Below are 25,214 nucleotides of genomic sequence, written 5' to 3'. Positions count from 1 at the left end.
GCTCAGGCTGCCGTGATGCGCTGCTTGAAGGTGCGGCCGACAGCATGCACGCCAGGTTCGTAGCGTTTTTCCTCGATTGCGGCCAGCGCCAGTTCCAGCGCAGTGGCGGCAATCAGGCCATGCTGCTGCGCCATGGCATTGACCGGTAGCGGCAGGAAGTCGAGCAACTGGTTGTCGCCAAAGGTGCCCAACTGCAGCTGGCGCGAGTCGGCAGGGCGCGCCTGCAATGTGTCGAACACCCCTTGCAGCAGCACGTACGAGGTGGTCACCAGGGCATCCGGCAGGCCGCCCAGGTCATTGATAAGCTGTTGCATCAGGCGCTGGCCGCACTCACGGCTGAATGCCTCGCCCTGGTAGCGACGCACATCACCGGCATAGCCTTGCAGGGCTTCGTCAAACCCGCCGGCACGTGCCTGGCTGACCGACAGCTCGGGGCGTGCGCCAATCAGGGCAATGCTGCGCGGGGCTGCACTGAGCAGGCTGGCGGCCAGTTGGCGGCTGGCATCGCGGTCATCGCTGATAACCGAGCAGAAGTGCGCAGGGTCCAGGCGGCGGTCGATGGCTATCACCGGCAGGCCTTTGTCCTGCATTTCGCGGTAGCTGTCGTCTTCCGGCGGCAGGCAGCTGGCGACGAACAGGGCATCACAACGGCGCGCGCGGAACAGTTGCTGCAACTGGCGCTCGCTGTCGGGCTGGTCATCGCTGCTGGCGATAAGCAGCTGATAGCCACGGGCGCGGGCACCTTGTTCCAGCTGCTTGGCGATGCGGGCGTAGCTGGGGTTCTCTAGATCCGGGAGAATGAAGCCCAGGGTGCGCGTGTGCCGGCTGCGCAGGCCCGCAGCCTGCGGGTTGGGGGTAAAGCCGTGGGCTTCAACCACCGCGCGTACCCGTTCTACAGTGCTGTTACTGATGCGTTGCTGTTCAGCCTTGCCGTTGATGACGTAGCTGGCAGTGGTCACGGACACACCGGCCAGGCGGGCGATATCGCTGAGTTTCACCGAATTTTCCTTGTTATTTCCGGGGCTGGCTGTGAGGCCGGACCGGGTATTCTGACCCGGTACTGGCGCCATGCGCAGACGACCATTGTCGCAATTGTCCGACAGGATGGGGCTTTTTACCGGGCAGATTATCGAGTAACGTGGCCGCCTGGTCAGGTTAAACGTTTCAGCTGCCGAATTTTCTGCCTCGGCTGCCATCTGTGCAGGCTGTTGAACTGGCCCTTCATGTGAATTTCACAACAATACTCCAGTACCCGACCGGGAACTGCAAAAGGAGAAGGTCATGCTCGAACTCGCCAAGGAGCAGATAGCCATGGGCCAGACGGCCGCCGACAAGGCCGAGGCGTTGCGCCTGCTGGCGGACCGGCTGGTCGCTGATGGCCTGGTCGCACAGGGGTACTTGCAAGGGCTGCAGGACCGCGAGGGGCAAGGCTCCACCTTCCTTGGCCAGGGCATCGCCATTCCCCATGGCACGCCGCAAACCCGTGACCTGGTTTATGCCACCGGCGTGCGCCTGCTGCAGTTTCCCGAGGGCGTAGACTGGGGCGATGGGCAAATGGTCTACCTGGCCATCGGTATCGCCGCCCGTTCCGACGAACACCTGCGCTTGCTGCAGCTGCTGACCCGCGCCTTGGGCGAAACCGACCTGGCCGAAGCGCTGCGCCGGGCCAGTTCCGCCGAAGCGCTGCTCAAGCTGCTGCAAGGCGCGCCACAGGAGCTCGCACTGGATGCACAACTGGTCGGCCTGAACCTGCCGGCTGAAGACTTTGACGAACTGGCCTGGCGCGGCGCCCGCCTGTTGCAGCGTGCCGACTGCGTCGACAGTGGTTTTGCCGCGGTGCTGCAGCAGGCCGAGCCGCTGCCGCTGGGCGAGGGCCTGTGGTGGCTGCACAGCGAGCGCCAGGTGCGCCAGCCGGGCCTGGCCTTCGTTACTCCACAGCAGCCCCTGCGTTATCGCGACCAGCCGCTCAATGGCCTGTTCTGCCTGGCCAGCCTTGGCGCCGCTCACCAGGCCCTGCTTGAGCGCCTGTGCGAAGTGCTGATCGAAGGCCGCGGGCAGATGCTCTATCAGGCCACCAGCAGCCGAGCTGTGCTGGCAGTGCTGGGGGGCGAGGCGCCGGCGGATTGGCCCAGCGCGCGCATCGTGCTGGCCAACCCACATGGCTTGCATGCCCGCCCGGCCAAGGTGCTGGCGCAACTGGCCAAAGGCTTCGACGGGGAAATCCGTGTACGCCTGGTCGACAGCGCGCAGCCGGCGGTGTCGGTGAAGAGCCTGAGCAAGCTGCTCAGCCTTGGCGCCCGTCGTGGCCAGCTCCTGGAACTGGTGGCCGAGCCGGGTATTGCCGCCGACGCCTTGCCGGTGCTGTTGGCTGCCATTGAACAGGGCCTGGGTGAAGAGGTAGAGCCGCTGCCGCAGAGCATGGAGCCCATTGCCAGTGTTGCGGCCCAGGTGCTGCAAGCCCCCGCCGCCGGTAGCCGTGTTCAGGGCGTGGGCGCTGCGCCCGGCATTGCCAGTGGACCTGCCCATGTGTGTGTCGAGCGCGAGTTCGACTACCCACTGCGCGGCGAATCCTGCGCCCAGGAACGGCAAAAGTTGCACCAGGCTTTGGCAACGGTGGCCAGCGAGCTTCAGGCGCTGGTACAGCGCAGCGACAAGGCCATTGGCGAGATATTCGTCACGCATCAGGAAATGCTCGCCGACCCGGCCTTGACCGATGATGTCGAGCAGCGCCTTGCCCAGGGGGAGAGCGCTGCGGCAGCGTGGATGGCTGTGATCGAGGCCGCGGCGCGCCAGCAAGAGGCGTTGCACGATGCCCTGCTGGCCGAGCGCGCCGCTGACTTGCGCGATGTTGGCCGCCGCGTGCTGGCGCAGTTGTGCGGTGTCCAGGCCCAGGCTGAGCCCGAACAACCCTACGTACTGGTGATGACCGAAGTCGGCCCGTCCGATGTTGCCCGGCTGGACCCAGGCCGGGTCGCCGGTATCGTCACTGCTCAGGGTGGCGCCACTGCACACAGCGCCATTGTCGCCCGTGCCTTGGGCATCCCGGCTGTGGTGGGTGCGGGGGCGGCGATCTTGCTGCTGGAAGCAGGCACACCGTTACTGCTTGATGGCCAGCGCGGCGTGGTCAGCGTGGCACCGCCGGAGGATGAATTGCAGCGCGCCCTGGCCGAGCGAGATGCGCGCGAACAGCGTTTGCAGGCCGCCTGGGCCAACCGTTTTGAACCGGCCGTCACCCGCGATGGCCACGCCGTGGAGGTGTTCGCCAACATCGGTGAGAGCAGCGGTATCGCCAAGGTGGTGGAGCAGGGCGCCGAAGGTGTCGGCTTGCTGCGCACCGAACTGATTTTCATGGCCCACCCCCAGGCCCCGGACGTTGCCACCCAGGAGGCTGAGTACCGTCGCGTGCTCGATGGCCTGGACGGGCGACCGCTGGTGGTGCGCACCCTCGATGTCGGCGGCGACAAGCCGCTGCCGTACTGGCCGATTACCGCCGAGGAAAACCCGTTCCTCGGCGTGCGTGGCGTACGCCTGACCTTGCAACGGCCGCAAGTGATGGAGGACCAGCTGCGCGCCTTGCTCAGGGCTGCCGACCAGCGCCCGCTGCGCATCATGTTCCCCATGGTGGGCCAGGTGCATGAGTGGCGCGAGGCGCGGGCCATGGTCGAGCGCCTGCGGGCAGAAATTCCCGTGGCCGACCTGCAGCTGGGCATCATGGTCGAGGTGCCTTCGGCGGCCCTGTTGGCTGGGCAACTGGCGCGCGAAGTGGACTTCTTCAGTATCGGCACCAACGACCTGACCCAATACACCCTGGCCATCGACCGTGGCCACCCCAGCCTTTCGGCCCAGGCCGACGGCCTGCACCCGGCAGTATTGAGCCTGATCGACATGACCGTGCGCGCCGCCCATGCCCACGGCAAGTGGGTGGGCGTATGCGGTGAGCTGGCGGCAGATCCGCAGGCGGTGCCTGTGCTGCTCGGGCTGGACGTGGACGAACTCAGCGTGTCTGCGCGCAGCATTGCCGAAGTCAAGGCCCTGGTTCGCCAGGCCGATCATCAGACGGCCCGCGCCCTGGCGCGAGAGGCCCTGCAACAAGACAGCGCCGCAGCGGTTCGCGCGCTGGTGGAGCGTTACTGAATGGCCAAGATCCTTACCCTCACCCTGAACCCGGCGCTGGATATCACCATCGGCCTTGATACCCTGCGCTCGGGGCAGGTCAACCGCAGCCATGCACAACAGAGCCACGCGGCGGGCAAAGGGCTGAACGTTGCCCAGGTACTGGCCGACCTGGGGCACCGCGTGACCGTTGGCGGTTTCCTCGGGCGCGATAACCTGCAGCCGTTTGAGTCGTTGATTGAATGGCGTGGCTTTACCGACTGCTTTGTTCGCGTACCCGGCGAAACCCGCAGCAACATCAAGCTGGTAGAAGCCGATGGCCGCGTGACTGACATCAACGGCCAAGGCCCCGAGGTCGACGAAGCGGCATGCATTGCCTTGATGCAGCGCCTGGAGCAGGTCGCCCCGGGGCACGATGCCGTGGTGGTGGCGGGCAGCCTGCCGCGAGGGATCAGCGCCGACTGGTTCCGCCAGTTGCTTGACCAGTTGAAGGCCCTTGGCCTCAAGGTGGCGCTGGACAGCAGCGGCGAAGCCCTGCGCGCCGGCCTGCAAAGCGCGCCCTGGCTGGTCAAACCCAATACCGAAGAACTTGGCGAAGTGCTTGGCCAGGCCGTGGATAACCCGGCGCAGCAACGCGTCGCCGCCGAGCAGTTGCTGGCCAGCGGCGTGGAACACGTGGTGGTGTCTGCCGGCGAGCAGGGCGTCAGCTGGTTCGCCCGCGACCTGGCCCTGCATGCCTGCCCGCCCACCGTGCGGGTTGCCAGTACAGTGGGGGCGGGGGATTCGTTGGTGGCTGGCATGGTCCATGGCCTGCTGCAGGGCGAGGCGCCTGCGCAGACCTTGATCCGCGCCACCGCGATTGCCGCCCAGGCCGTCACCCAGGTTGGCTTCGGCATCCATGACCGTGAGCAACTGACGTGTCTGGAAGCTGCCGTGCAACTGACAGAACAACAAGAGGGTTGCCGATGAACATTGCCATTGTCACCGCCTGCCCCAACGGCCAGGTGTCGAGCGTGCTGAGCGCGCGCTTGCTGTCTGCCGCTGCCCAGCGGCGCGGCTGGAGCACCCGTGTAGAAGTGCAGGATGCCGGGCACCCCGAACGGCAACTGAGTGCCGCGCAGATCGCCGAGGCCGACTGGGTGCTGGTGGTCAGCACCGGCCCGGTGGACCTGGCCCGCTTCGTCAGCAAGCGGGTTTACCAGAGCACGCCCGCCCAGGCACTGGCCGACCGCGAGGGCTTCCTCGATGAAGCGGCAGCCAACGCCCAACCGCTGTTGGCCGCAGCAGGTGCGCCGCCCGAGGTTGGCAGCACGGGCGCACGCATTGTCGCGGTCACCGCCTGCCCGACGGGCGTCGCGCACACGTTCATGGCGGCGGAGGCCTTGCAGCAAGCCGCGCAACTAATGGGTTATCAGCTCACGGTCGAGACCCAAGGCTCGGTCGGTGCGCGTAACCCGTTGTCTGCCCAGGCCATTGCTGAAGCGGATGTGGTGCTGCTAGCTGCTGACATTGAAGTGCCGACCGCGCGGTTTGCCGGCAAGCGCATCTACCGATGCGGCACCGGCATTGCACTCAAGCAGGCACGTGCCACCCTGGACAAGGCCCTGGCCGAAGCCAAGGTGGAAAACAGCGCCGATGCCGCAGCGGTTGCTACCACGGCGAAGGGTGAAAAGACCGGTGTGTACAAGCACCTGCTCACCGGCGTGTCGTTCATGCTGCCCATGGTGGTGGCTGGCGGCCTGCTGATTGCGCTGTCGTTCGTGTTCGGTATTGAGGCCTACAAACAGCCGGGCACCTTGCCGGCTGCGTTGATGCAGATAGGCGGTGAGGCGGCGTTCAAGCTTATGGTGCCGCTGCTGGCCGGCTATATCGCCTGGTCCATCGCCGACCGCCCGGGGCTTGCGCCGGGCATGATCGGTGGCCTGCTGGCCAGTACCTTGGGGGCCGGCTTCATCGGTGGCATTGTCGCCGGCTTCATTGCCGGTTACAGCGCCAAGGCCATTGCCCGCTGGGCACGCTTGCCCAGCAGCCTGGAAGCGCTCAAGCCGATCTTGATCATTCCGCTGCTGGCCAGCCTGGTCACCGGCCTGGTGATGATCTACGTGGTCGGCCAGCCGGTGGCAGCCATGCTCGAAGGCCTCACGCACTTCCTCGACAGCATGGGCACCACCAATGCCATTCTGCTGGGGCTGTTGCTGGGCGGCATGATGTGTGTCGACCTGGGCGGGCCGATCAACAAGGCCGCCTACGCCTTCTCGGTGGGGCTGCTGGCATCGTCGAGCTACGCGCCGATGGCGGCGACCATGGCCGCTGGCATGGTGCCGCCGATCGGCCTGGGTATCGCCACCTTCCTGGCCCGGCGCAAGTTCGCCCAGAGTGAGCGCGAGGCGGGCAAGGCCGCATTGGCCCTGGGGCTTTGTTTCATTTCCGAAGGGGCTATTCCGTTTGCTGCCAAAGACCCGCTGCGGGTGATCCCCGCCAGCGTGGCCGGCGGTGCGCTGACCGGGGCATTGTCGATGTACTTCGGTTGCAAGCTGATGGCGCCGCATGGCGGCTTGTTCGTGCTGCTGATCCCCAATGCCATCAACCATGCCTTGCTGTATTTGTTGGCTATCGTCGCGGGTAGCCTGGTGACGGCGGTGGTGTATGCAGTGATCAAGAAGAGCGAGCGGGTAGAGTTGGCCGTGGCGCCGCCCGTCAAAGGCTAGCGACTTCTGTAGCCTTTACTGGCCTCTTCGCGGGCACGCCCGCTCCCACAGGTTCCTGCACATTTCGAGATCATGCAGACCTGTGGGAGCGGGCATGCCCGCGAAGAGGCCGGAGCAGGTCAACGCCCATGCTTGTTGCGCAACGGTACCAGCAGATCCCCCAGCCCGTTGTGGTCGATTTCATGCATCAACGCCAGCAACCCGCCCAGCTCACCCGTGGGGAAACCCTTGCGCGCAAACCACGCCAGGTAGTCCCCCGGCAGGTCGGCAATGATGCGCCCTTGGTACTTGCCGAACGGCATGCTGCGGGTCACCAGCAATTCGAGCATTTCCGGCTTCATCTTCGGCGCGCCTTGAGTGGAAAAGTGCCGACCATACTGCAATCTGCACGAAGCCCCAAGCGGCGATCATGCAGAACGCCGGTATCAGCCATTCTTGAATATTAGATAAGTAATTGAAAAACAAAGGATTTATTTTACTCGAAAGCATGGCACGAACGCTGCAACTCTGTAGATGACTATCACCTGCCAAGGAGTTCGACCATGAGCAACCCCAACAAAGACGTGATTGACGTACTCAACGACCTGATCGAATACAGCAAGGATGGCGAGAAAGGATTCAAAGCCTCGGCCGATGATGTGAAGAATCCCGAGCTCAAAGCGTTCTTCGTTCAGCGTGCCGGTGAATGCGCCAACGCTGCCGGCGAACTGCAAAGCGAAGTGCGCCGGCTGGGCGGCGACCCGGAAACATCCACCAGCATCAGCGGTGACTTGCATCGCGGCTGGGTAAACCTGAAGTCGCTGGTCACCGGCAAGGACGAAGAAGCGGTGCTGAACGAGGTCGAACGCGGTGAAGACCACGCCCTCAAAGCCTACAAGGAAGCCCGCGAGAAGCTGGTAAAGCTGGGCCGCAGCGCCAGTGACATGACCTATGGCCTGGTGGAAAAACAGCTGCAAGGCGTGCAGCGCAACCATGACCAGGTCAAAGCCCTGCGCAACGCCGCCCGCGCCCGCTCTTAAGCGTCGGGCCCCTCTACCCGGTTGCGGCCCTTGGCCTTGGCCCGGTAGAGGGCTTCGTCTGCAGCGCCCAGCACACTGCTCAGTTCGTGCTGGGTGCCGGACAGGCCGATGCCGATGCTCACTGTTACCGCGTGTGCGTCATCGGCAAAAGGTGCCAGCGCTTCTACACTTGTACGAATGCGCTCGGCCAGCAGCCGCGCGCCGGCCAGATCGGTTTCCGGCAGCACCACCTGAAACTCCTCCCCACCATAACGAGCAGCCAGATCTGCCGGCCGGCGGATGCTCGCCTCGATGGTCTTGGCTACCTCCCGCAACGCGTGGTCGCCACCGGCATGCCCATGGCGCTGGTTGAACGCCTTGAAATGGTCCACATCCACCATCAGTACCGCCAGCGGCTTGCCATTGCGTTGCGCACGCGCCCACTCCTGGCGCAGCACCTGGTCCAGACGGCGACGGTTGGCCAGGCCGGTCAGGCTATCAGTGGCGGCCAACGTTGCCAGACCTTGTTCGGCCTCTTGGCGGCGGCGCAGTTCGCGGCCCAGGAGCAGGGTAAGCCAGAGGATGCCCACGCACAGCACGCCGGTTGCGACGCTGACCAGAACCGCAGTGCGGCGCCAGGACTGGAACACCTCGTCGGCCGAGTGCACCACCAGCACGATCAGTGGCAGCTGCGCGACCCGGGCGAAGGTGTAGATCTGCGGATTGCCGTTGCTGCCAGAGCGGGCAGTGAAATTACCGCTCTGTTCGCTGAGAATGCGCTTGAAGTTGGGCCGCTCGGCATAGTTTGAACCGATCAGCGGGTCTTGCGGGCGTGAGGGCTGACGGGCGAGGAGCTGCCCATCGGTATTGAACAGGTTGATGCTGCTGTCGGCGCCGATGTCCAGGCGCTGGAACAGCTCACTGAAATACGACAGGCGCAATGCGCCTGCTGCCAGTCCGGCAAACTCGCCATCAGGGCCGGAGATACGCCGGCTGAAGCTGATACACCAGTCCAGGTCGCCGAGCTTGGCCTTGAATGGCGGGCCTACCAGCAAGCCCAGATTGGCGTTGGCCTGGTGTGCCTTGAACACCCCGGTTTCGCCAAAGTTGGCCTTGCGCGGCACACTGCTGGTGGAGTCGCCTACCACATTGCCTTGCTTGTCCAGCCACAGCACGTCGCCGCGTTTGCGGTCGACGAAGGCTTCATTGAACAGCAGGCGTTGGCGCAGCGGGCCGGGTATTTCCGGCAGCTCTTTGCGCCCGACGGCCCAGATCAGGCCCTGCAGTGACTGGTCGTAGAGTTCGGCGTTGCGCAGGATGTCGCTTTCGATCAGCTGGACAATGTTGCTTGACGAGCGAATGGCTGACAGCTCGACGCTGTCACGTTCACGCGCCAGCAGGAAGCTGACGATGGCCACGATGGCGAGCACGGCAAGGCAACTGCCCAGGTTGAGGGCCAGCTCGGGGTGCGACCTGAGAAATGCGAAACGCGGTAATCGGGTGGGCATGCTCGCTACTGCGTGGGCAGGGCCATTCGCGGCGGCGATATTCTAGGGAAGCAGTGATTGTCGGACAAGATTTGTCCGACGGAATCACGTCTGGGGCTGCTGCGCAGCCCTTTGCCGGCAAGCCAGCTCCCACAGGTACAGCAACAGGCTTAGCGGTTATGCAGTACCTGTGGGAGCTGGCTTGCCGGCGATCGAGGGCGCAGCCCTCGCTAGCGGTCCTGGATCAGAACACGTTCAGTGGGTAGTCGACGATCACCCGCACTTCATCGTTGTCGCTGTTGCTGTCGATCGACGCATACCCCTGGCTGCCACGGTGAGTGGCATAGCGCACCAGTACCGACAGGTCCTTCAGGTCACCCTCCTGGAACACGTACTTCACGTCCAGGTCACGTTCCCAGTGCATGGCGTTCTTGCCATCTTCACGGTAGTAGTCGTAGTGGCTGGTGTCCTGGGTGGCTTTGGTCAGATCGGCCTCGCCGCGCGAGTACGACAGCGAGGTGGTCAGGCCAGGCACGCCGACACCGGCGAAATCATAGTCGTACTGCAGCTTCCACGAGCGCTCGTTTGGCGCGTTGAAGTCCGAGTACATGCGCGAGTTGTCCAGATACACGCTGTCGCCCAGGTTGATGTAGTCGAATGGCGTGTTGCCATTGACCCGTTGGTAGGCGGCGGTGACGCTGTGGAAGCCCGCATTGACGGTGAAGTGCACGCTGTAGGTGTTGTTGTCGATCTTGCCCAGCAGGGCCTGGCCGGTGTCCTGCGTGTGGTAGAAGTGCACGCCCGGGTTCAGGCTGACCAGGTCGTTGACCACGTAGGTGTAGTCGAAGTCCGCGTAGTACTGGTTCCAGATGTCCTTCAGCTCGGCGGCGTAAAGGTTGCTGGTGATGTTCTCGGTACCGCTCCATGACGCGCCGGCCCAGTTCAGGTGCTTGCTCTTGTCGTGCTCGTCCAGCGAACCGTAGTAGGTGTCGATGCGGCGGTGGCCGCTCTGGTTGTACGGGTGGGTAAAGCTCACCTGGCCGCCTTCGAGCAGCAGGCCGTCGATGCTGGTGTTGGTCAAGCTCACACCACGGAAGGTCTGCGGCAGCATGCGGGTTTCGCCGCCCGCGATCACCGGGTTGGTGAGGAACAGGTCACCGGCTTTCAGCTCGGTGTCGAACGCCTTGAGCTTGATCGCAGCACCGGCAGTGGAGAACGAATGCGGGGCAGCGCCCAGCTCACCGTCGTCCTTGATGTGCTCGGGCAGGATGCTCGTGCCGGCATGGCCGCCACCGCCGTCCAACTTGAGGCCCAGCATGGCGTGGGCATCCAGGCCGAAGCCGATTACGCCTGGGGTGTAGCCCGACTCGAAGCGCGCAACCGCGCCCTGGCCCCACTCGCGGGTGTCACGCACGCCAGCGTTGTGGTTGTCGCGGTTGAAGTAGGCATTACGAAAGTGCAGGTTGAAGGACGACCCTTCAATGAAGCCATCAGCCTTGTCTTCATCTGCCTGGGCGGCGACAGGGATCGTTGCAGTCAACGCAATGAACAGCGGGGTAAAGCGAAACGCGGAAGGCACCGGTACTAGCTCCTTTGGTCTGACGGTGGGGCAGTTTTTATTTTTGAATGTGCGTCTTTTTTTTTAGGTAGACGTTACAGCCGGGCTGAGGTTTAAAGCACATAAAAAAAGCCGCTGATCGGCAGCGGCTTTAAAAGGCTAACATATCGGCACCGGTGGTGCCCATGGTGTAGCCAAGGGAAATCGGGAGCAGCAACAGCGCTTGATCAGCTGTCGGCATTGGCATCGACAGAAACTTTGGAAGCGGTCTGTTCTGGGGATTTGGTGGCTTCTGCCTTGTTTGCTGCTACAGCGTCGCGGGCCTCTTGATGGACGGCGGCGAGCTCTGCATTGCGGGTGACGAAAGCGCTGGATTCTTCGGCCATGGCCAGGGGCGACAACAACAGGGAAGACAGAACGAAGACGCTGGCAATACCCATACTGTTGGACATTTGAAACTACCTTCTTGCGGTGCAAGTGCTAATGAGGACGGGGGTAAAGTTAGTCCTTTCAGTGCACTTGAAACAGAGCGAAGTGCGATAAGCACTGTTGCGCAAAAGGTAACGATCCAAGAAAAAGCAATAGTACTTTGGCCGCAAACTCCCGCGCTAGAGAGCCTGCGCGGTCCTTGTAGGAGCGGCCTTGCGCCGCGAATGGGCTGCGCAGCAGCCCCGGCAATCTTGGCCCTGCCAAAACGTCTGGGGCCGCTTCGCGACCCTTTCGCGGCACAAGGCCGCTCCTACACAGAGCGCGCAGGCCTCAAGGTCGGCAACTGGATACCAAAGGTATTGAGCCCGGCCCCACTGCGCACAAACACTTCCCCCCCATGCATCAGCGCAATCGCCTTGACGATCGCCAACCCCAGCCCATGGTTGCCCCCACCGCTGTTGCTGCGCGCCGCATCCACGCGGTAGAAGCGTTCGAACAGCAACGGCAGGTGTTCATCGTCAATCGCCGGCCCCGGGTTGCTCACGGCAATGCTGACCTGCTCGGGCCCGGCATCGATCTGCACCTGGATCACCTGGTGCGGCGCGGTGTGCTGCACGGCGTTGTTCAGCAGGTTGATCAGCGCCCGGCGTAACTGGGCCTTTTCGATGGGCGCCTGGGCGTCGCCGATCACGCTCACGCTGACCTGGGCGTCTTCGAGGATGTAGTCCAGGTAGTCGAGGGTGGTTGCCACTTCTTCGGCCAGCGAGGCCTGGGTGAGGGCGGTGGCCTTGCTGCCTTGGTCGGCGCTGGCCAGAAACAGCATGTCGTTGATGATGCTGCGCAGGCGCTCCAGCTCTTCCAGGTTTGATTGCAGCACTTCGAAGTAATGCTCGGCACTGCGGCCACGGGTAAGCGCTACCTGGGTCTGGCCGATCAGGTTGGTCAGCGGCGAGCGCAGTTCGTGGGCGACGTCGGCGTTGAAGGCTTCCAGCCGTGAGTAGGCCTGGCTGACCCGGTCGAGGGCGGCGTTGAAGGCGCCGGCGAACTGTGCCAGTTCCGGGGCCAGGGCGTGGGTTTGCAAACGCCCATCCAGGCGTGGCGGGGCCAGGGCCTGGGCCTCGTTGGACAACGCCAGCAGCGGGCGCAGGCCAATGCGCGCGACCCAGTACCCCAGCATTGAAGCCAGCAGCACGCCAAGCACCGCCAGCCCGACAATCGCCAGCAGCAGGCTGTGCTGGGCCTGCCAGAACGTTTCGGTGTCGATGCCAATCAAAAAGCGCAGCGGTGGCCGCTCGCCCAGGCCCGGTAGCTCGCTGACCAGCACCTTGTAAGGGTAGGGCCGGTCGGGCAGGCGCAGGTCGCGCATACCCTGCGGGCCTTCGGCAAAGGCACGGACCAGCTCGCTGGGGTGGCCGTATTCGTAGGCCGGGTTGCTGCTGACTACCCAGAAGCGGATGCGCTTGTCTTCTTCGCTGAGCAGGTTGAGCTTGTTGTTGATCTTGGCCCAGTGTTCCTGTGTGCCGAAGCGGTTGAGGGTAGATTCGAGCACGCTGAAGCGCGCATCCAGTTCCGCCTGCGGCAGCAGGTCCAGGCTGCGGTCGACCTGGCGGTACAGCGCCGAGCCGATCAGCAGGAACACGCCCAGCGCCACCAGGATGAACAGCGCCGACAGGCGCAGGGCGATGGAATTACCCCGCGCGGTTTTCCAGGACATAGCCCATGCCTCGGATGGTGTGCAGCAGCTTGTTGTCGAAGGGCCCGTCGAGCTTGGCGCGCAGGCGTTTGATTGCCACTTCCACGACGTTGGCGTCGCTGTCGAAGTTGATGTCCCAGACCAGTTCGGCAATCGCCGTTTTCGACAGGATTTCACCCTGCCGCCGGGCCAGCACGCTGAGCAGCGAGAACTCTTTGGCCGTCAGGTCCAGGCGCTGCCCGGCGCGTGTGGCCTTGCGGGCCATCAGGTCGATCCACAGGTCTGCCACCTGCACCTGCAACGGTTCATGGTTGCTGCTGCGCCGGGTCAGGGCCTGCAGGCGGGCGACCAGTTCAAGGAACGAGAACGGCTTGCCCAGATAGTCGTCGGCGCCCTCACGCAAGCCATGAATGCGGTCTTCGACCCGTTCACGGGCGGTCAGCATGATCACCGGCGTCTGCTTGCGTGCGCGCAAGGCGCGCAGCACGCCATAGCCGTCCAGGCCAGGCAGCATCACATCCAGCACGATCACCGCGTAGTCGCCCTCCAGGGCCAGGTGCAGGCCATCGATACCGTCCCGTGCCAGGTCAACGGTAAAGCCCTGTTCGCTCAGGCCGCGATGCAGGTAGTCGGCGGTTTTTTCTTCGTCTTCGATGATCAGCACACGCATGGTCTTGTCCTAACTGGCACTTGGCGCTGCCGCGCGGGCAGCCTGGCGGCGATGGAACAGGCGCTCCAGGGCCAAGTATATGACCGGGGTGGTAAACAGCGTCAGGGCCTGGCTCACCAGCAGGCCACCCACCACGGCGATGCCCAGTGGCTGGCGCAGCTCGGCGCCGGTGCCAAAGCCGAACATCAGCGGCACCGCGCCCAGTAGCGCGGCCAGGGTAGTCATGATGATCGGACGGAAGCGCACCAGGCATGCCTGGCGTATCGCCTGTTCGGATGTCATGCCGTGGTGGCGCTGGGCTTCGAGGGCAAAGTCGATGAGCAGGATGCCGTTCTTCTTGACGATGCCGATCAGCAGTACCACGCCGATCAGCCCCATGATGCTGAAGTCTTGGCCGCTGGCCCACAGCAGGATGATCGCGCCCAGGCCTGCGGAGGGCAGGGTGGAGATGATGGTCAGCGGGTGGACGAAGCTCTCGTAGAGCACACCGAGGATGATGTAAACCGCCACCAGCGCGGCGAGGATCAGGTAGGGCTGGCTCGACAGCGAGCTCTGGAACGCCTGGGCGGCGCCCTGGAAGTTGCCGGTGATCGAGTCGGGCATGCCCAGCTCGCGCTGCGCACGCTCCAGGATCTGCACCGCATCGCCCAAGGCCACGCCGGGCGCCAGGTTGAACGACAGGTTGGCGGCCGGGAACAGGCCGTCGTGGCTGATCGACAGCGGCCCGGTGCTTGGCGCGGCAACATGCGCCAGGGCCGACAGCGGCACCATCTCGTTGGTCAGCGGTGAGCGCAAGTAGAAGAAGTTGAGGCTTTCAGCCTTGCCGCGCTGTTGCGCGTCCAGTTCGAGGATGACCTTGTACTGGTTGGTCTCGGTCTGAAATTCGCTGATCTGGCGCTGGCCGAAGGCATCGTACAGGGCCTGGTCGACGTCGGTGGTGGTCAGGCCGAAACGCGCCGCGGCCTGGCGGTCGATATCGATGCGGGTGACGCTGGCGCCCAGTTGCAGGTCGTTGGACAGGTCACGCAGCGCCGGGTTTTCCCGCAGGCGGTCGGTAAGGCGCTGGGTCCACAGGTTGAGCGCGACGCCGTCGTTGCTCTTGAGCACGTATTGGTACTGGGTGCGTGACGGGCCGGAGCTGAGGTTGATGTCCTGGCCGGCGCGCATGTACAGGACGATGCCCGGCACCTGGGCGAGTTTCGGGCGAATCCGGTCGATCCATTCGCTGGCCGAGACATCGCGCTCGCCGCGGGGCTTGAGCGAGATCCAGAAACGGCCGTTGGCGATGGTCTGGTTGCTGCCAGTCACCCCCACCGAGTGCGAATAGGCGCGCACTGCCGGGTCGTCACCGATGATTTTCGCCAGCGCCAGGTGCTTGTCGATCATCGACGGGTAGGACACGTCCGCAGCTGCCTCGGTGGTGCCGAGAATGAAGCCGGTGTCCTGCAGCGGGAAGAAGCCTTTGGGGATGCCCACGTAGCCGGCCACGGCCAGCGCCAGGGTAATGCCGAACACCCCCAGGGTGATCCGCCGGTGGGCCAGCGCGCGGTCCAGGCCTTTTTCGTACCAACCCAGCAGGCGCTGGCCGAAACCGCCCTGGTGGTCGCCGGGTGGGCGGCGCATGAACAGCGCCGAAAGGGTGGGGGCCAGGGTCAGCGATACCACCACCGAGATCAAAATGGTGGCCGTGGCGGTCAGGGCGAACTCCTTGAACAGCCGGCCCACCACACCGCCCATGAACAGCAGCGGAATGAACGCGGCGATCAGCGAGAAACTGATCGACACCACGGTAAAGCCGATCTCGCCGGCGCCTTTGAGCGCAGCGGTGCGGCTATCGTCGCCGGCTTCCAGATGGCGATGAATGTTCTCCACCACAACGATGGCATCATCGACCACGAAGCCGACGGCAATGACGATGGCCACCAAGGTCAGGTTGTTGAGGCTGAAGCCGAACACGTACATCAGCGCGCACGTGGCGATCAGCGAGACGCCGAGCACGCTGGAGACGATGAAGGTGGCCGACCACTGACGCAGGAACAGCGCCATCACCCCAATCACCAGCGCCACGGCGATCATCAGGGTCAGCTCGACCTCGTGCAGCGAACTGCGGATGGTCTGGGTGCGGTCCTGCAGCACCGACACTTCAACCGAGGCCGGCAGCATCTCTTGCAAGCGCGGCAAGGCGTCGAGCACCCGGTCCACGGTGTCGACGATATTGGCGCCAGGCTGGCGGAAGATCACCAGATTCAGCCCCGGTTGGTTGCCTGACCAGGCACTTACATAGGCGTTCTCGGCACCATTGATTACCTTGGCCACGTCCTTCAGGTGCACCGGGGCGCCATTGCGGTAGCTGACGATCAGCTGCGCATAGTCTTCGGGGTGGAACAGCTGGTCGTTGGCGGCGATGGTCGACACGCTGTGCTCGCCGTACAGCGCGCCTTTGGCCAGGTTCAGGCTGGTCTGCTGGATAGCCAGGCGCACGTCGGCCAGGGTCAGGCCGATGGCCGCGAGTTTCTCGGGTTGTGCCTGCACCCGTATGGCCGGGCGCAGCTGGCCGGTGATGTTGATCAGGCCGACCCCGTCGATCTGGCTGAGCTGGCGCGCCAAGAGGGTTTCGGCGTAGTCGCTGAGCTCGTTGCCGGGCATCTGTGCGGAGCTGACGGTGAGGATTACCACCGGGCTGTCGGCCGGGTTGACCTTGCGCCAGGTGGGCGGGCTGGGCAGGTCCTGGGGCAGGCGGGCGGTGGCCGTGTTGATCGCTGCCTGCACTTCCTGGGCGGCGGTGTCGATGTTCTTGTCCAGGGTGAACTGCAGGATCAGCGTGGTCGAGCCCAGCGCGCTGCTGCTGGTCATCTGGGTCATGCCGGGGATGGCGCTGAACTGCACCTCCAGCGGCGTGGCCACCGACGAGGCCATGGTTTCCGGGCTGGCACCGGGCAACTGGGCGGTGACCTGAATGGTCGGGAAGTCCGCTTCTGGCAAGGGTGCCACCGGCAGGCGCGGGAAGGCGATGGCGCCGAGCAGGACCAAGGCGAAGGTCAGCAGCAGGGTGGCGATAGGGTGGTCGATGCACCACGCCGAGACGCCATTGCGGGTGTTCATGGCTGGCTCCTGCGCTCGGCCATCTCGGCAGGCGGCGGGGCGTCAGGGGTGATCTCGACCCTGGAGCCGGGTTTGAGGCGCGATTGGCCATCGAGTACCAGCTGGTCGCCGGCCTTGACCCCGGCGACGATGTTCAGCGTGCTGTCCTGATACAGTACCTTGACCGGCACGTTGGTGACTTTGTCGCCGTCGACGCGGTAGACGAAGTGCCCATCGATGCTGCGTTGCACCACGGGGGGCGGCACCACCAGGGCGTCTTGGTCCATCGCCGTGCGCAGGCGCACGGTGACCAGTTGCCCCGGCCATAGCAGGCCGTCCTTGTTGTCGAACTCGGCCTTGACGCGCACCGTGCCGGTGTTGGCCGAAATCTGGTTGTCGATCAGGGCAAGGTGGCCTGCGCCGAGCAGGTTGCGCTCACCATCGGCATCCATGTAGGCCTCGACCAGCGCCGGCGTTTGCGCCTTGAGCAGGCCTTGCAGGGTTGGCAGCATCTGTTGCGGCAGCGAGAACTCCACAGCGATCGGATCGATCTGGGTCACGCTGAACAGCCCTTGGGTGTCGCTGGTGCGCACCAGGTTGCCCGGGTCGATATTGCGGATGCCCACGCGCCCGGTTACCGGTGAACGTATCTGTGTGTAGGAGAGTTGCACCTCGGCGTTGGCGATGGCCGCCTGGTTGCCCTTGACCGTGGCTTGCAGCTGGTTGACCAACGCCTGTTGCTGGTCGAGGGTTTGCTTGGACACGCCGTCATCGCTGCTGAGCAGGCGGTAACGCTTGAGGTCGACGCCGGCCACCTGGATCTGGGCCTGGCTTTGGCCGAGTTGTGCGCGGGCCTGATCGAGGCTGGCGCGGATGCTGCGGTCGTCGAGGGTAGCGAGCAGGTCACCTTCCTTGACCCATTGGCCTTCCTTGACCAGCACTTGGGTGAGTATCCCCTCGACCTGGGGCCGGATCTCGACGCTGTGCAGCGACAATACCGAGCCGATGGCGCTGGCATAGCGTGGCACGTCCTGCTGGGCGACGCTGACCACGCGCACTGGTACGGCGGTTTGCGCGCGGGCGGCCGGTGCGGGTTGGCGCTGGCTGAACCAGGTGCCTGCTACCACCAGGGCCAGGAGCGCCAGTGCGGCGAGGAAGGCAGAGCGGGACGGACGTCGCATCGGTGCGGGCACCTTGGCCAGGTGGGAGGGAAACGGTTGTCTGTACTCAATCTTATAGCCCCCGCACCGGGTCGGCAGCGTGACGGCTGGCTGACAGCGCTGTCAGTTTCACCGGGTGGCATGCGACAGGGGAGCACTGTGGGAGCGGGCGTCCCCGCGAAGAAGACGACGCGGTGGATGGCACCGGCTGCGCCGGCGTTCGCGGGCACGCCCGCTCCCACAGTTACCGTGGAATGCTTGCTGAAGTCGCTCAGGCTAAAAGCCTATGAAGGCGTAGTACACCGGGGTTTCGTGGGTAGTGCGCAAACCAAGCGCCTGCAAGCTCGCGACCAGCGGTTCATCCTGCACATGCAAGGTCCACTGTGCAGCGTCAGGTATGGGCTCCTGCGCCAGCGCCGTGGCAAACGCGCCCATGTCTGGCAGGTAGGCGGTAAAGCCATTGCCCTTGAGCGCACTGGTGGTCATGCCCAGCGCCTGGCACACCGCCACCTTGGCAGCAATGTCATCGCGGTCGGCTTGCCGTGACGCTTGCACCAGCGCTTGCAGTTCCGCATCGACCAGTTGCGTGCCGTGAATCAGTTCCGGCCCGTGCTGCCAGGCTTCCGGCGGGCAGTCCTTGCTGTCCGGGCGCAGCGGAATGTGCGGGTTGATTTCCACCGGGTAGATGCGACAGACCAGCGGGCGCTGTTCATAGATGGTGCACAGGTCGTCGTCGTCCAGGTTGCGGCAGCGCCCGGGGTTGAACGCGGCAAAGGTCACCGACACGCGTGCCTCACCGTCGCCGCAGGCCACCGGATACGAGCGGCGCAGCACATGTTCGCGCTGCTCAGGCGGCATGCCGGGGCCATCGGCCACGAAGGCTTCGATCAGCACTATCACCTGGCCGGCATCATCTGCCCAGCGGCGTGCCTCAGCCAGCGTCAGGGGCACGTGGTGCCCGGTGCAGCACTTGCCGCAGCCGGTACAACCGAATCGCAAGTTGTCGGTCACTTGGCTTCCGGGCTCCACTCGCTGATGAAGGCACGCTGGTGCTGGCGGTCGTACAGGCACAGCTCGGTGCCGGTGCGTTGCTGCATGTGCTTCTGCGGGTAGACGCCTTCGACCAGCAGGGCGCTCATGCCGACCTGGTCATCGAACTCGGCGGGCTTGCCGCGGGCGTGGGCATCCTTGAACTGGCTGGCGGCCAGGCAGGCCTTGAGCATCTGTTGGCGCTGCTCGTTCCAGGCCTGGCTGCTGGAGGCCTGGGCGATACCGCTGAGGAGGGCGCAGGTGATCAGGATAGAGCTGAAAAACTTCATACGCGATTCCGGCAATTTGCTTGCGAGGGGCGCGAATTATGCCCGACTCACCCCCGGCGGCAAGCCGGGGAGTTTGTCGCTTAATATATCAGTGCTCGGCAAACACCACGGTACGCGCGGCCACCACCAGACAATCGGTCAGCTCTGGCGAGGAGAACTTGGTGAGGATGGCGTTGGCCCCGGCCTGGGTTGCCTTCTCGCTGCTCATGGCACTGTCCAGCGAGGTGTGCAGCAGCACGTACAGGTGCTGGAAATCAGGGGTTTCGCGCAGGGTGCGGGTGAAGGCGTAGCCATCCATCTCGCTCATTTCGATGTCGGAGACGATGATGTTGATCTCCTGCGCGGTGCCTTGCAGCTCCAGCAACACGTTGATGGCATCTTTGGCGCTGCGCGCGGTGTGGCATTCGATGCCCAGGTTGCGCAGGGTGTGCACCGACTGCTGCAGGGCCACCAGGCTGTCGTCCACCACCAGGATGTTGGCGGCGGCCAGCAGGCTGGCGTCTTCTTCGCTCAAGGTGCCGTGTGCGGGTTCGGCCGGCGGTGGGGCGATGGAGTGGATGACTTTTTCGATGTCCAGCACCTGCACCAGGGTGTTGTCGACCCGGGTCACGCCGGTGATGAACGAGCGGTTGCCCGAAGCAAAGGGTGGCGGTTTGATGTCGGTGCTCAGGCAATGCACGATGCGGCTGACCGCCTGCACATGCAGGCCTTGGCGCGAGCGGCTGATTTCAGTGACGATCAGGCAGCCGCCTTGCGGGTCTTCCAGGGGCCGCTCGCCGATGGCGCGTGACAGGTCGATGACCGACAGCGAATGGCCACGCAGGGTCGCCACACCCTTCACGTTGGGGTGCGACTCCGGCAGCTTGGTCAGCGGCGGGCAGGGGATGATTTCGCTGACCTTGAGCAGGTTGATTGCCATCAACTTGCCGCTGCGCAGGGTGAACAGCAGCAGGGACAACGAGTCCGCGCGGGCATTTTGCGTGGCCATGGTGACCTTCGGTGGGGAACAGGGGATAACCGGTTATCGGCCCGTGTTGGTCGGGCTTTAGGCATTTTGCACAGAACCTGGGGATGCTTGGGACCCTGTGGGAGCGGGCATGCCCGCGAAGCGTGCGACGCGGTACATGGCACCGGCTCCGCCGGTGTTCGCGGGCATGCCCGCTCCCACAGGTGATGTGTGTAAACGCCTGGATCAGCGTTCGCGCAGTGCCTCCTTGGCCCGGTTCAGCGGCTTGATCAGGTAATCGAGGATGGTCTTCTCGCCGGTGCGGATATCCACCGTGGCAATCATCCCCGGCACGATCGCGAAGTGCTTGCCGGCCTTGTTCTGCAGGCTGTCCTGCTCGGTGCGGATGAACACCCTGTAGTAGTAGATTTCCGGTTTCACCTCATCCTGCAGGGTATCCGGCGAAATCCCCACCACCTTGCCATCCAGTCCGCCATACACCGAATAGTCATAGGCACTGATCTTGACCTTGGCCGCCTGGTCGGGGTGGATGAACGCGATATCGCGCGGGGCGATGCGGGTTTCGATCAGCAGGCGTTCGTCCATCGGCACGATCTTCATGACCTGGCCACCGGGCTGCACCACGCCGCCCAGGGTGTTGACCTCAATGTCCTTGACGATGCCACGCACCGGTGAGCGCAAGGTCAGGCGGGTAAGCGAGTCGCTGCGCCCGCGGACCACTTCTGACAGGCTGTCGGCCTCGGCGCTGGCTTTGGCCAGTTCTTCCCGGGCACGCACCAGGTAGTCGGAGCGGGCTTCGTTGGCCTTGAGCTCCAGCTCTGAACGCTGGCGGTTCAGGCGGATCACTTCGACCCGGCTGGAGGCGCCCATCTTTGCCAGGTTCTCGGTGATCTTCAGCTCGCTGCGCACCAGTTGCAGCGAGTCCTGGATACCCGCCAGGGTCTGCTCCAGGCCGCGGCGGCGGGTCTGGTACAGCGCGGTTTCCGCGTCGATCAGGTCGGGCGAGTCGCGCAGGCTGTCCGGGAAAGTCAGCGGCCTGCCAGTGACCTCTGCCTGCAAGCGGGCCTGGCTGGCCTTGGCAGCGCGGTACTTGGCTTCGCTCTCGCCGACACTGGAGGCGGTCTTGGTCGGGTCGAGCTGGGCCAGCACCTGTCCGCGCTCGACCAGGTCGCCTTCGGCCACGCTCATCTGCGCGACGATGCCGCCCTCGAACGACTGGATCACCTGCTCCCGCGAACTGGGGATCACCTTGCCGGTGCCGGTGGACACTTCGGTCACCTCGAACCAGGCGGCCCAGGCCAGAAATGCGGCCAGCATCAAGGCACAGATGGTGATGATGCGGCCGGCGCGGAACACCGCCTGGTCGTCCTGCCCATCCAGGTAGGAGGCCGGGAGTTCATGGTTGCTCATGCCTGGGCTCCTTGCAGTTTGGCCAGCGCAGCATCGCGGGTGTCATCGATGACGATGCGCCCGCCGTCCAGCACCAGGATGCGGTCGACCCGTTGCAGCACGCTCAGGCGGTGGGTGGCGATCACCAGGGTGCGGCCCTGGCAGAAGCGTTCGAGGTTATCCAGCAGCTTGCGCTCGGTCATGTCGTCCAGCGACGCAGTCGGCTCGTCCAGCAGCAACACTTGCGGCTGGCGCACCAGCAGGCGCGACAGCACCAGGGCCTGGCGCTGGCCGCCCGACAAGCCCAGGCCGCCTTCCAGGATCAGGTGGTCCATGCCCTTGGGCAGGCGGCGGACGAAGTCCAGCGCGCCCGTGGCAGCCAGTGCGGCCACCAGTTCCTGGTCGCTGGCCTGGCCGGCACCGAGGGTGAGGTTTTCCCGCAGGGTGCCGTGGAACAAGCGCGCGTACTGTGGCAGCAGGCCCACGTCACGGCGCAGGTCGGCAGGGTCGAGGTGGCCCATGGCGATGCCGTCCAGGCTGACCTCGCCTTGCACCAGGTCCATGGCCCCTCCCAGCGCTTGCAGCAGGGTCGACTTGCCGGCGCCGTTGCGCCCGAGCACGGCAATGCGCTCGCCCGGCTGGATATCCAGCTGGCCGATGTTCAGCACTGGCGGGGACTCCTCGCTGTAGCGGAAGTTGGCCTGGCGCAGGCGGTACTCGCCACGAATCGCCGGCAGGTGTACGCGGGCTTCGCCTTCGGGGTGGTCGACCGGTGACTGCATCAGCTTGTCCAGCCCTTGCAGGGCCACCTTGGCCTGCTGCCAGCGGGTCAGCACATGGGTCAGTTGCGCCAGCGGCGCCATCATCCGTGACGACAGCATCGACGCCGCCACCAGGCTACCGGTCGTAAGGTCGCCGGCGATGACCATCGGTGCGCCGACCACGATGACCACAGCAAACACCGCGCCCTGCACGTTCTGGGTCCAGGTCACCAGGCCGTTGGTGAGGGTGCGCAGGCGCAGGTTGGTATGGGCGCAGGCGGCGTTGTACTGGTTCCACTGCCGTTCGAAGCGTGCTTCGGCCTGCAGTGCCTTGATTTCGTCCAGGCCCTGGATGCTTTCTACCAGCATGGCGTTGCGCAGCGCCGACTCGCGCATGGAGGCATTGGCCAGCCGCGCCAGGCGCCGTTGGGCCAGTACCCCAGGCACCACCATGGCCAGCAATGCGACCAGCGGGATGAACACCAGCACGCCGCCGATCAGCCAGAACACGAACAGGAACAACAGGAAGAACGGCAGGTCGGCCAGCGCCGTGGCGGTGCTGGAAGTGATCAGGTCGCGGATCGATTCCAGCTCGCGCAGTTGCGAGATGAACGACCCGGTGGACTTAGGGCGCACCGAGTTGCGCAGGCGCAAGGCATGCCCGTAGACCAGGTCGCTCACCCGCAGGTCGGCGCGTTTGCCCAGCAGGTCGGTCACCTTCAGCCGCAGCAGGCGCATGCTGAAGTCGAACACCAGCGCCAGCACTACCCCCCCGAACAGCACGTACAGGGTGGGCAGCGACTCGGCCGGGATCACCCGGTCGTACACCTGCATCGAGAACAAAACCCCCGCGAGGGCCAAGACGTTGGCTACCAGCGAGGCGACCATCACCTGCCCATACGGGCGCAGGTCGCGCAGCACGATGCGGGCAAACCAGTGGCGGTCGTAGGGTGCGGTGTAGTCATCGGTGCGCACATCGCGCAGCGGCCGTGCCGGGCGCAGCAGCGCAACGCGGTTGATGCGGCCCTTGAGGCTGTCGCGGGGCAGGCGAGAGGTCAGGCCCTGGTCACCGGCAAACACCACCGCCAGGTCGTCCTCTTCGGTGACCGACTCGACCACCGCCAACTGGCCATCATCCAGTTCCAGTACCAGCGGTGTACGCCACTGTCGCAAGCCCTTGGCGTCGAAGCGCACGAAGCGCAGGGCCAGGCCGGCCTGGCGCGCCATGTGGCGAAGGATTTCATCCAGCGGGCGGGCGTCCTCGACGGCGGCCAGGCGAATACGCTGGGGCGACACGTCCAGGCGGTAGTGGTGCGCCACCTGCAGCATTACTTCCAGCCACGGTCCAAGGTCCGGTCGATGAGGCGCTTCGGCCGCGGGGGCAGTGGGCTGTTCAGGCAGGGTCACATTGATCGAATCGGTCATGGCTGGATCTCCACCCCTTGCAGGTTGCGCCCCTCAAGGCCAAAGGCCGTGCGCAGGGCGCCGGTGTTGTACAGGCAGTCGACATCCAGGCGCAGCAGGTCGGAGCGGGTGCCGGCGAGTTCGAAGCGTGACTGGTAGATCTCCTGCTCGGCGTTGAGCAGGTCGAGCAGGGGCCGCGTGCCCAGGTCCAGGTACTGGCGCCCGTAAAGCATGCGTGCTTCCTGAATGCTGACCTGGCGGGCTTCCAGCGAAGTCAGCCGGCGGTCTAGCCCGGAGGTTTGTGCCATGGCCTCGGCCAGGCCACGACGGGCTTGCAGGCGGGCCGCGTCTTCGGCGGAGTCGGCGGCGGTCAGGGCGTGGCCGGCAGCGCGGCTGCGGGCGCTGATGGCACCCCCTTGATAGATAGGTACCTCGACGTTCAGGTAGATGCCTGCCTGGGTGCGGTCCATCCGTGAGTTGTCGCGGTTGTAGTCGTTGTCCAGGTAGTGGTTGACCTGTGGTTGCAACGACAGTGTCGGGTAGGCCTCGGCCTTGGCCTGGGCCAGCTCGGCCTGGCCCTGGGCGCGCTGGGCCAGGGCCATGAGCACGGCAGGCAGGCGGTCATCGCCTTGCGAGGGCCGCTTGCAGGCCTGGTTCAGCGCTGCTGGCGAATCCTCGGCCAGCGCCGGTGGAGTGATGCGCCCCATCAGTGCCGCCAGGGTCGAGCGCCAGCGCTCGTACTGCGACTGGTATTCCTCCAGCGTGGCGCGGGCGCTTTCCACACGGGACTCGGCCTGCACCACGTCGGAACGGGTGCTGGCGCCCATGTCGCTGCGTTGGCGGGCCATGCCGGCAATGTCACCGACCCCGCGAATCTGGTCGCGGGCGATGGTCATCAGTTGCTCGTAGCGGCGGGTTTCGATCCAGGCATAAGCCGTGTCGCGGGCCAGGTCGTCGACCACCAGCAGGATATTGGCCTGGGCGCGGGCGGCAGCAGCTTGTGCCGCGCTGACGGCGCTGTCGACCTTGCCGAAGTCGTAGAGCATCTGCTTGAGCGACAGGTTCAGCGCCTGGCTGTTGCGGTCGCCGCCATAACCGGTGTCATAACCGGTGCGGATACCGCCGGAAATCTGCGGGTAATACCCGGCGCGGGCGACGTTGATGCCTTCGCCCTGCTTATAGAGGTTGCCGATGGCCTCGGCGATGCTGGGGTGCCATTGAGCGGCCTGCAGCACCGCGTCGGTCAGCCCCAGCCGCTCGCCACTGGCGACCGGGGCCATGCCGGTGGCGGGGCGTGCGGGCACTGCTTCGGGCGCATCGCGTAGCAGCGATGGCCCGATCTGGCGCAGTTGGGGGTCTATGTCATCGGCTGCCAGGGCAACCGGGTGGAAGTTCAGGGCCAGGAGCCCGAAGGCTCCCAGCAACAGCGGTGACAGCGGACTGCTTCGCTTCACATAGTTCCCTTACTGCTGGTCGT

General features: G+C 64.8%; 19 protein-coding genes. 4 read left to right on the top strand and 15 right to left on the bottom strand.

Annotated features, from left to right (window positions below; all coding sequences use genetic code 11):
* Positions 1–2: 2 nt before the first annotated feature.
* Positions 3–998, bottom strand: coding sequence for a catabolite repressor/activator (gene cra, locus J3A71_RS24895; RefSeq protein WP_024717667.1), 996 nt, complete (start codon positions 996–998; stop codon positions 3–5).
* 283 nt (positions 999–1,281) lie between these two features.
* Between cra and ptsP the strand changes: the two genes are divergently transcribed.
* From ptsP to J3A71_RS24880, 3 genes are read left to right on the top strand one after another with little or no spacing between them, the layout of a single operon-like run.
* A complete protein-coding gene (ptsP, locus tag J3A71_RS24890) occupies positions 1,282–4,134 on the top strand; it encodes a phosphoenolpyruvate--protein phosphotransferase (protein WP_102667829.1) in 2,853 nt (950 codons plus the stop codon).
* Positions 4,135–5,082 (top strand): 1-phosphofructokinase, encoded by a 948-nt coding sequence (pfkB, locus tag J3A71_RS24885; protein ID WP_102667828.1) that lies wholly within the window; start codon positions 4,135–4,137, stop codon positions 5,080–5,082.
* Positions 5,079–6,821 carry a PTS fructose-like transporter subunit IIB gene (locus J3A71_RS24880; protein ID WP_102667827.1) on the top strand — a complete coding sequence of 581 codons (1,743 nt, stop codon included), beginning with the start codon at positions 5,079–5,081 and terminating at the stop codon, positions 6,819–6,821. The genes pfkB and J3A71_RS24880 overlap by 4 nt, the downstream gene beginning before the upstream one ends.
* Before the next feature lie 119 nt (positions 6,822–6,940).
* On the opposite strand, the gene J3A71_RS24875 is transcribed toward J3A71_RS24880, so the two are convergent.
* Positions 6,941–7,162 carry a DUF3820 family protein gene (locus J3A71_RS24875; RefSeq protein ID WP_016484922.1) on the bottom strand — a complete coding sequence of 74 codons (222 nt, stop codon included), beginning with the start codon at positions 7,160–7,162 and terminating at the stop codon, positions 6,941–6,943.
* 201 nt (positions 7,163–7,363) lie between these two features.
* Here J3A71_RS24875 and J3A71_RS24870 point away from each other — a divergent pair, with 201 nt between their 5' ends.
* The gene (locus J3A71_RS24870) at positions 7,364–7,840 is read left to right on the top strand and encodes a PA2169 family four-helix-bundle protein (RefSeq protein ID WP_016484923.1); all 477 of its coding nucleotides are present in this window, start codon (positions 7,364–7,366) and stop codon (positions 7,838–7,840) included.
* Here J3A71_RS24870 and J3A71_RS24865 read toward each other — a convergent pair.
* The 13 genes from J3A71_RS24865 to J3A71_RS24805 form a co-directional block, all read right to left on the bottom strand.
* Positions 7,837–9,327 carry a sensor domain-containing diguanylate cyclase gene (locus J3A71_RS24865; protein ID WP_016484924.1) on the bottom strand — a complete coding sequence of 497 codons (1,491 nt, stop codon included), beginning with the start codon at positions 9,325–9,327 and terminating at the stop codon, positions 7,837–7,839. The two genes, J3A71_RS24870 and J3A71_RS24865, sit on opposite strands and share 4 nt — an antisense overlap.
* Positions 9,328–9,550: 223 nt before the next feature.
* The gene (locus J3A71_RS24860) at positions 9,551–10,885 is read right to left on the bottom strand and encodes an OprD family porin (protein WP_102667826.1); all 1,335 of its coding nucleotides are present in this window, start codon (positions 10,883–10,885) and stop codon (positions 9,551–9,553) included.
* A 206-nt stretch (positions 10,886–11,091) separates the two neighbouring features.
* Positions 11,092–11,316 carry a hypothetical protein gene (locus J3A71_RS24855; protein WP_016484926.1) on the bottom strand — a complete coding sequence of 75 codons (225 nt, stop codon included), beginning with the start codon at positions 11,314–11,316 and terminating at the stop codon, positions 11,092–11,094.
* 287 nt (positions 11,317–11,603) lie between these two features.
* The gene (locus J3A71_RS24850; protein ID WP_016484927.1) at positions 11,604–13,007 is read right to left on the bottom strand and encodes a heavy metal sensor histidine kinase; all 1,404 of its coding nucleotides are present in this window, start codon (positions 13,005–13,007) and stop codon (positions 11,604–11,606) included.
* Positions 12,982–13,656, bottom strand: a complete 675-nt coding sequence (locus J3A71_RS24845; protein WP_023047985.1) for a heavy metal response regulator transcription factor — start codon at positions 13,654–13,656, stop codon at positions 12,982–12,984. Before J3A71_RS24845 ends, J3A71_RS24850 begins: the two co-directional genes overlap by 26 nt.
* A 9-nt stretch (positions 13,657–13,665) precedes the next feature.
* Positions 13,666–16,758 (bottom strand): multidrug efflux RND transporter permease subunit, encoded by a 3,093-nt coding sequence (locus J3A71_RS24840; RefSeq protein ID WP_209953440.1) that lies wholly within the window; start codon positions 16,756–16,758, stop codon positions 13,666–13,668.
* Positions 16,755–17,918: an efflux RND transporter periplasmic adaptor subunit gene (locus tag J3A71_RS24835; RefSeq protein ID WP_102667993.1), complete on the bottom strand. Its 1,164-nt coding sequence runs from the start codon at positions 17,916–17,918 to the stop codon at positions 16,755–16,757. The genes J3A71_RS24840 and J3A71_RS24835 overlap by 4 nt, the downstream gene beginning before the upstream one ends.
* A 255-nt stretch (positions 17,919–18,173) precedes the next feature.
* Entirely contained in the window at positions 18,174–18,908 is a 735-nt protein-coding gene (locus J3A71_RS24830) for a YkgJ family cysteine cluster protein (protein ID WP_209953438.1), read from the bottom strand.
* Positions 18,905–19,216: a hypothetical protein gene (locus J3A71_RS24825; protein ID WP_016484931.1), complete on the bottom strand. Its 312-nt coding sequence runs from the start codon at positions 19,214–19,216 to the stop codon at positions 18,905–18,907. Before J3A71_RS24825 ends, J3A71_RS24830 begins: the two co-directional genes overlap by 4 nt.
* An 88-nt stretch (positions 19,217–19,304) precedes the next feature.
* Positions 19,305–20,204, bottom strand: a complete 900-nt coding sequence (locus J3A71_RS24820; RefSeq protein ID WP_016484932.1) for a chemotaxis protein — start codon at positions 20,202–20,204, stop codon at positions 19,305–19,307.
* A 204-nt stretch (positions 20,205–20,408) separates the two neighbouring features.
* Positions 20,409–21,593, bottom strand: coding sequence for an HlyD family type I secretion periplasmic adaptor subunit (locus tag J3A71_RS24815; protein ID WP_023048372.1), 1,185 nt, complete (start codon positions 21,591–21,593; stop codon positions 20,409–20,411).
* The gene (locus J3A71_RS24810) at positions 21,590–23,758 is read right to left on the bottom strand and encodes a type I secretion system permease/ATPase (protein ID WP_016484934.1); all 2,169 of its coding nucleotides are present in this window, start codon (positions 23,756–23,758) and stop codon (positions 21,590–21,592) included. Before J3A71_RS24810 ends, J3A71_RS24815 begins: the two co-directional genes overlap by 4 nt.
* Positions 23,755–25,191 carry a TolC family outer membrane protein gene (locus J3A71_RS24805; RefSeq protein WP_095115837.1) on the bottom strand — a complete coding sequence of 479 codons (1,437 nt, stop codon included), beginning with the start codon at positions 25,189–25,191 and terminating at the stop codon, positions 23,755–23,757. The genes J3A71_RS24810 and J3A71_RS24805 overlap by 4 nt, the downstream gene beginning before the upstream one ends.
* Positions 25,192–25,214: the final 23 nt, after the last annotated feature.

The sequence above is a fragment of the Pseudomonas sp. PvP089 genome (assembly GCF_017875165.1).
Taxonomy (GTDB): Bacteria; Pseudomonadota; Gammaproteobacteria; order Pseudomonadales; family Pseudomonadaceae; genus Aquipseudomonas; species Aquipseudomonas fortuita.
Note: the sequence above shows the minus strand (reverse complement) of the source record. Positions and strands in the feature narration are given on the sequence as shown.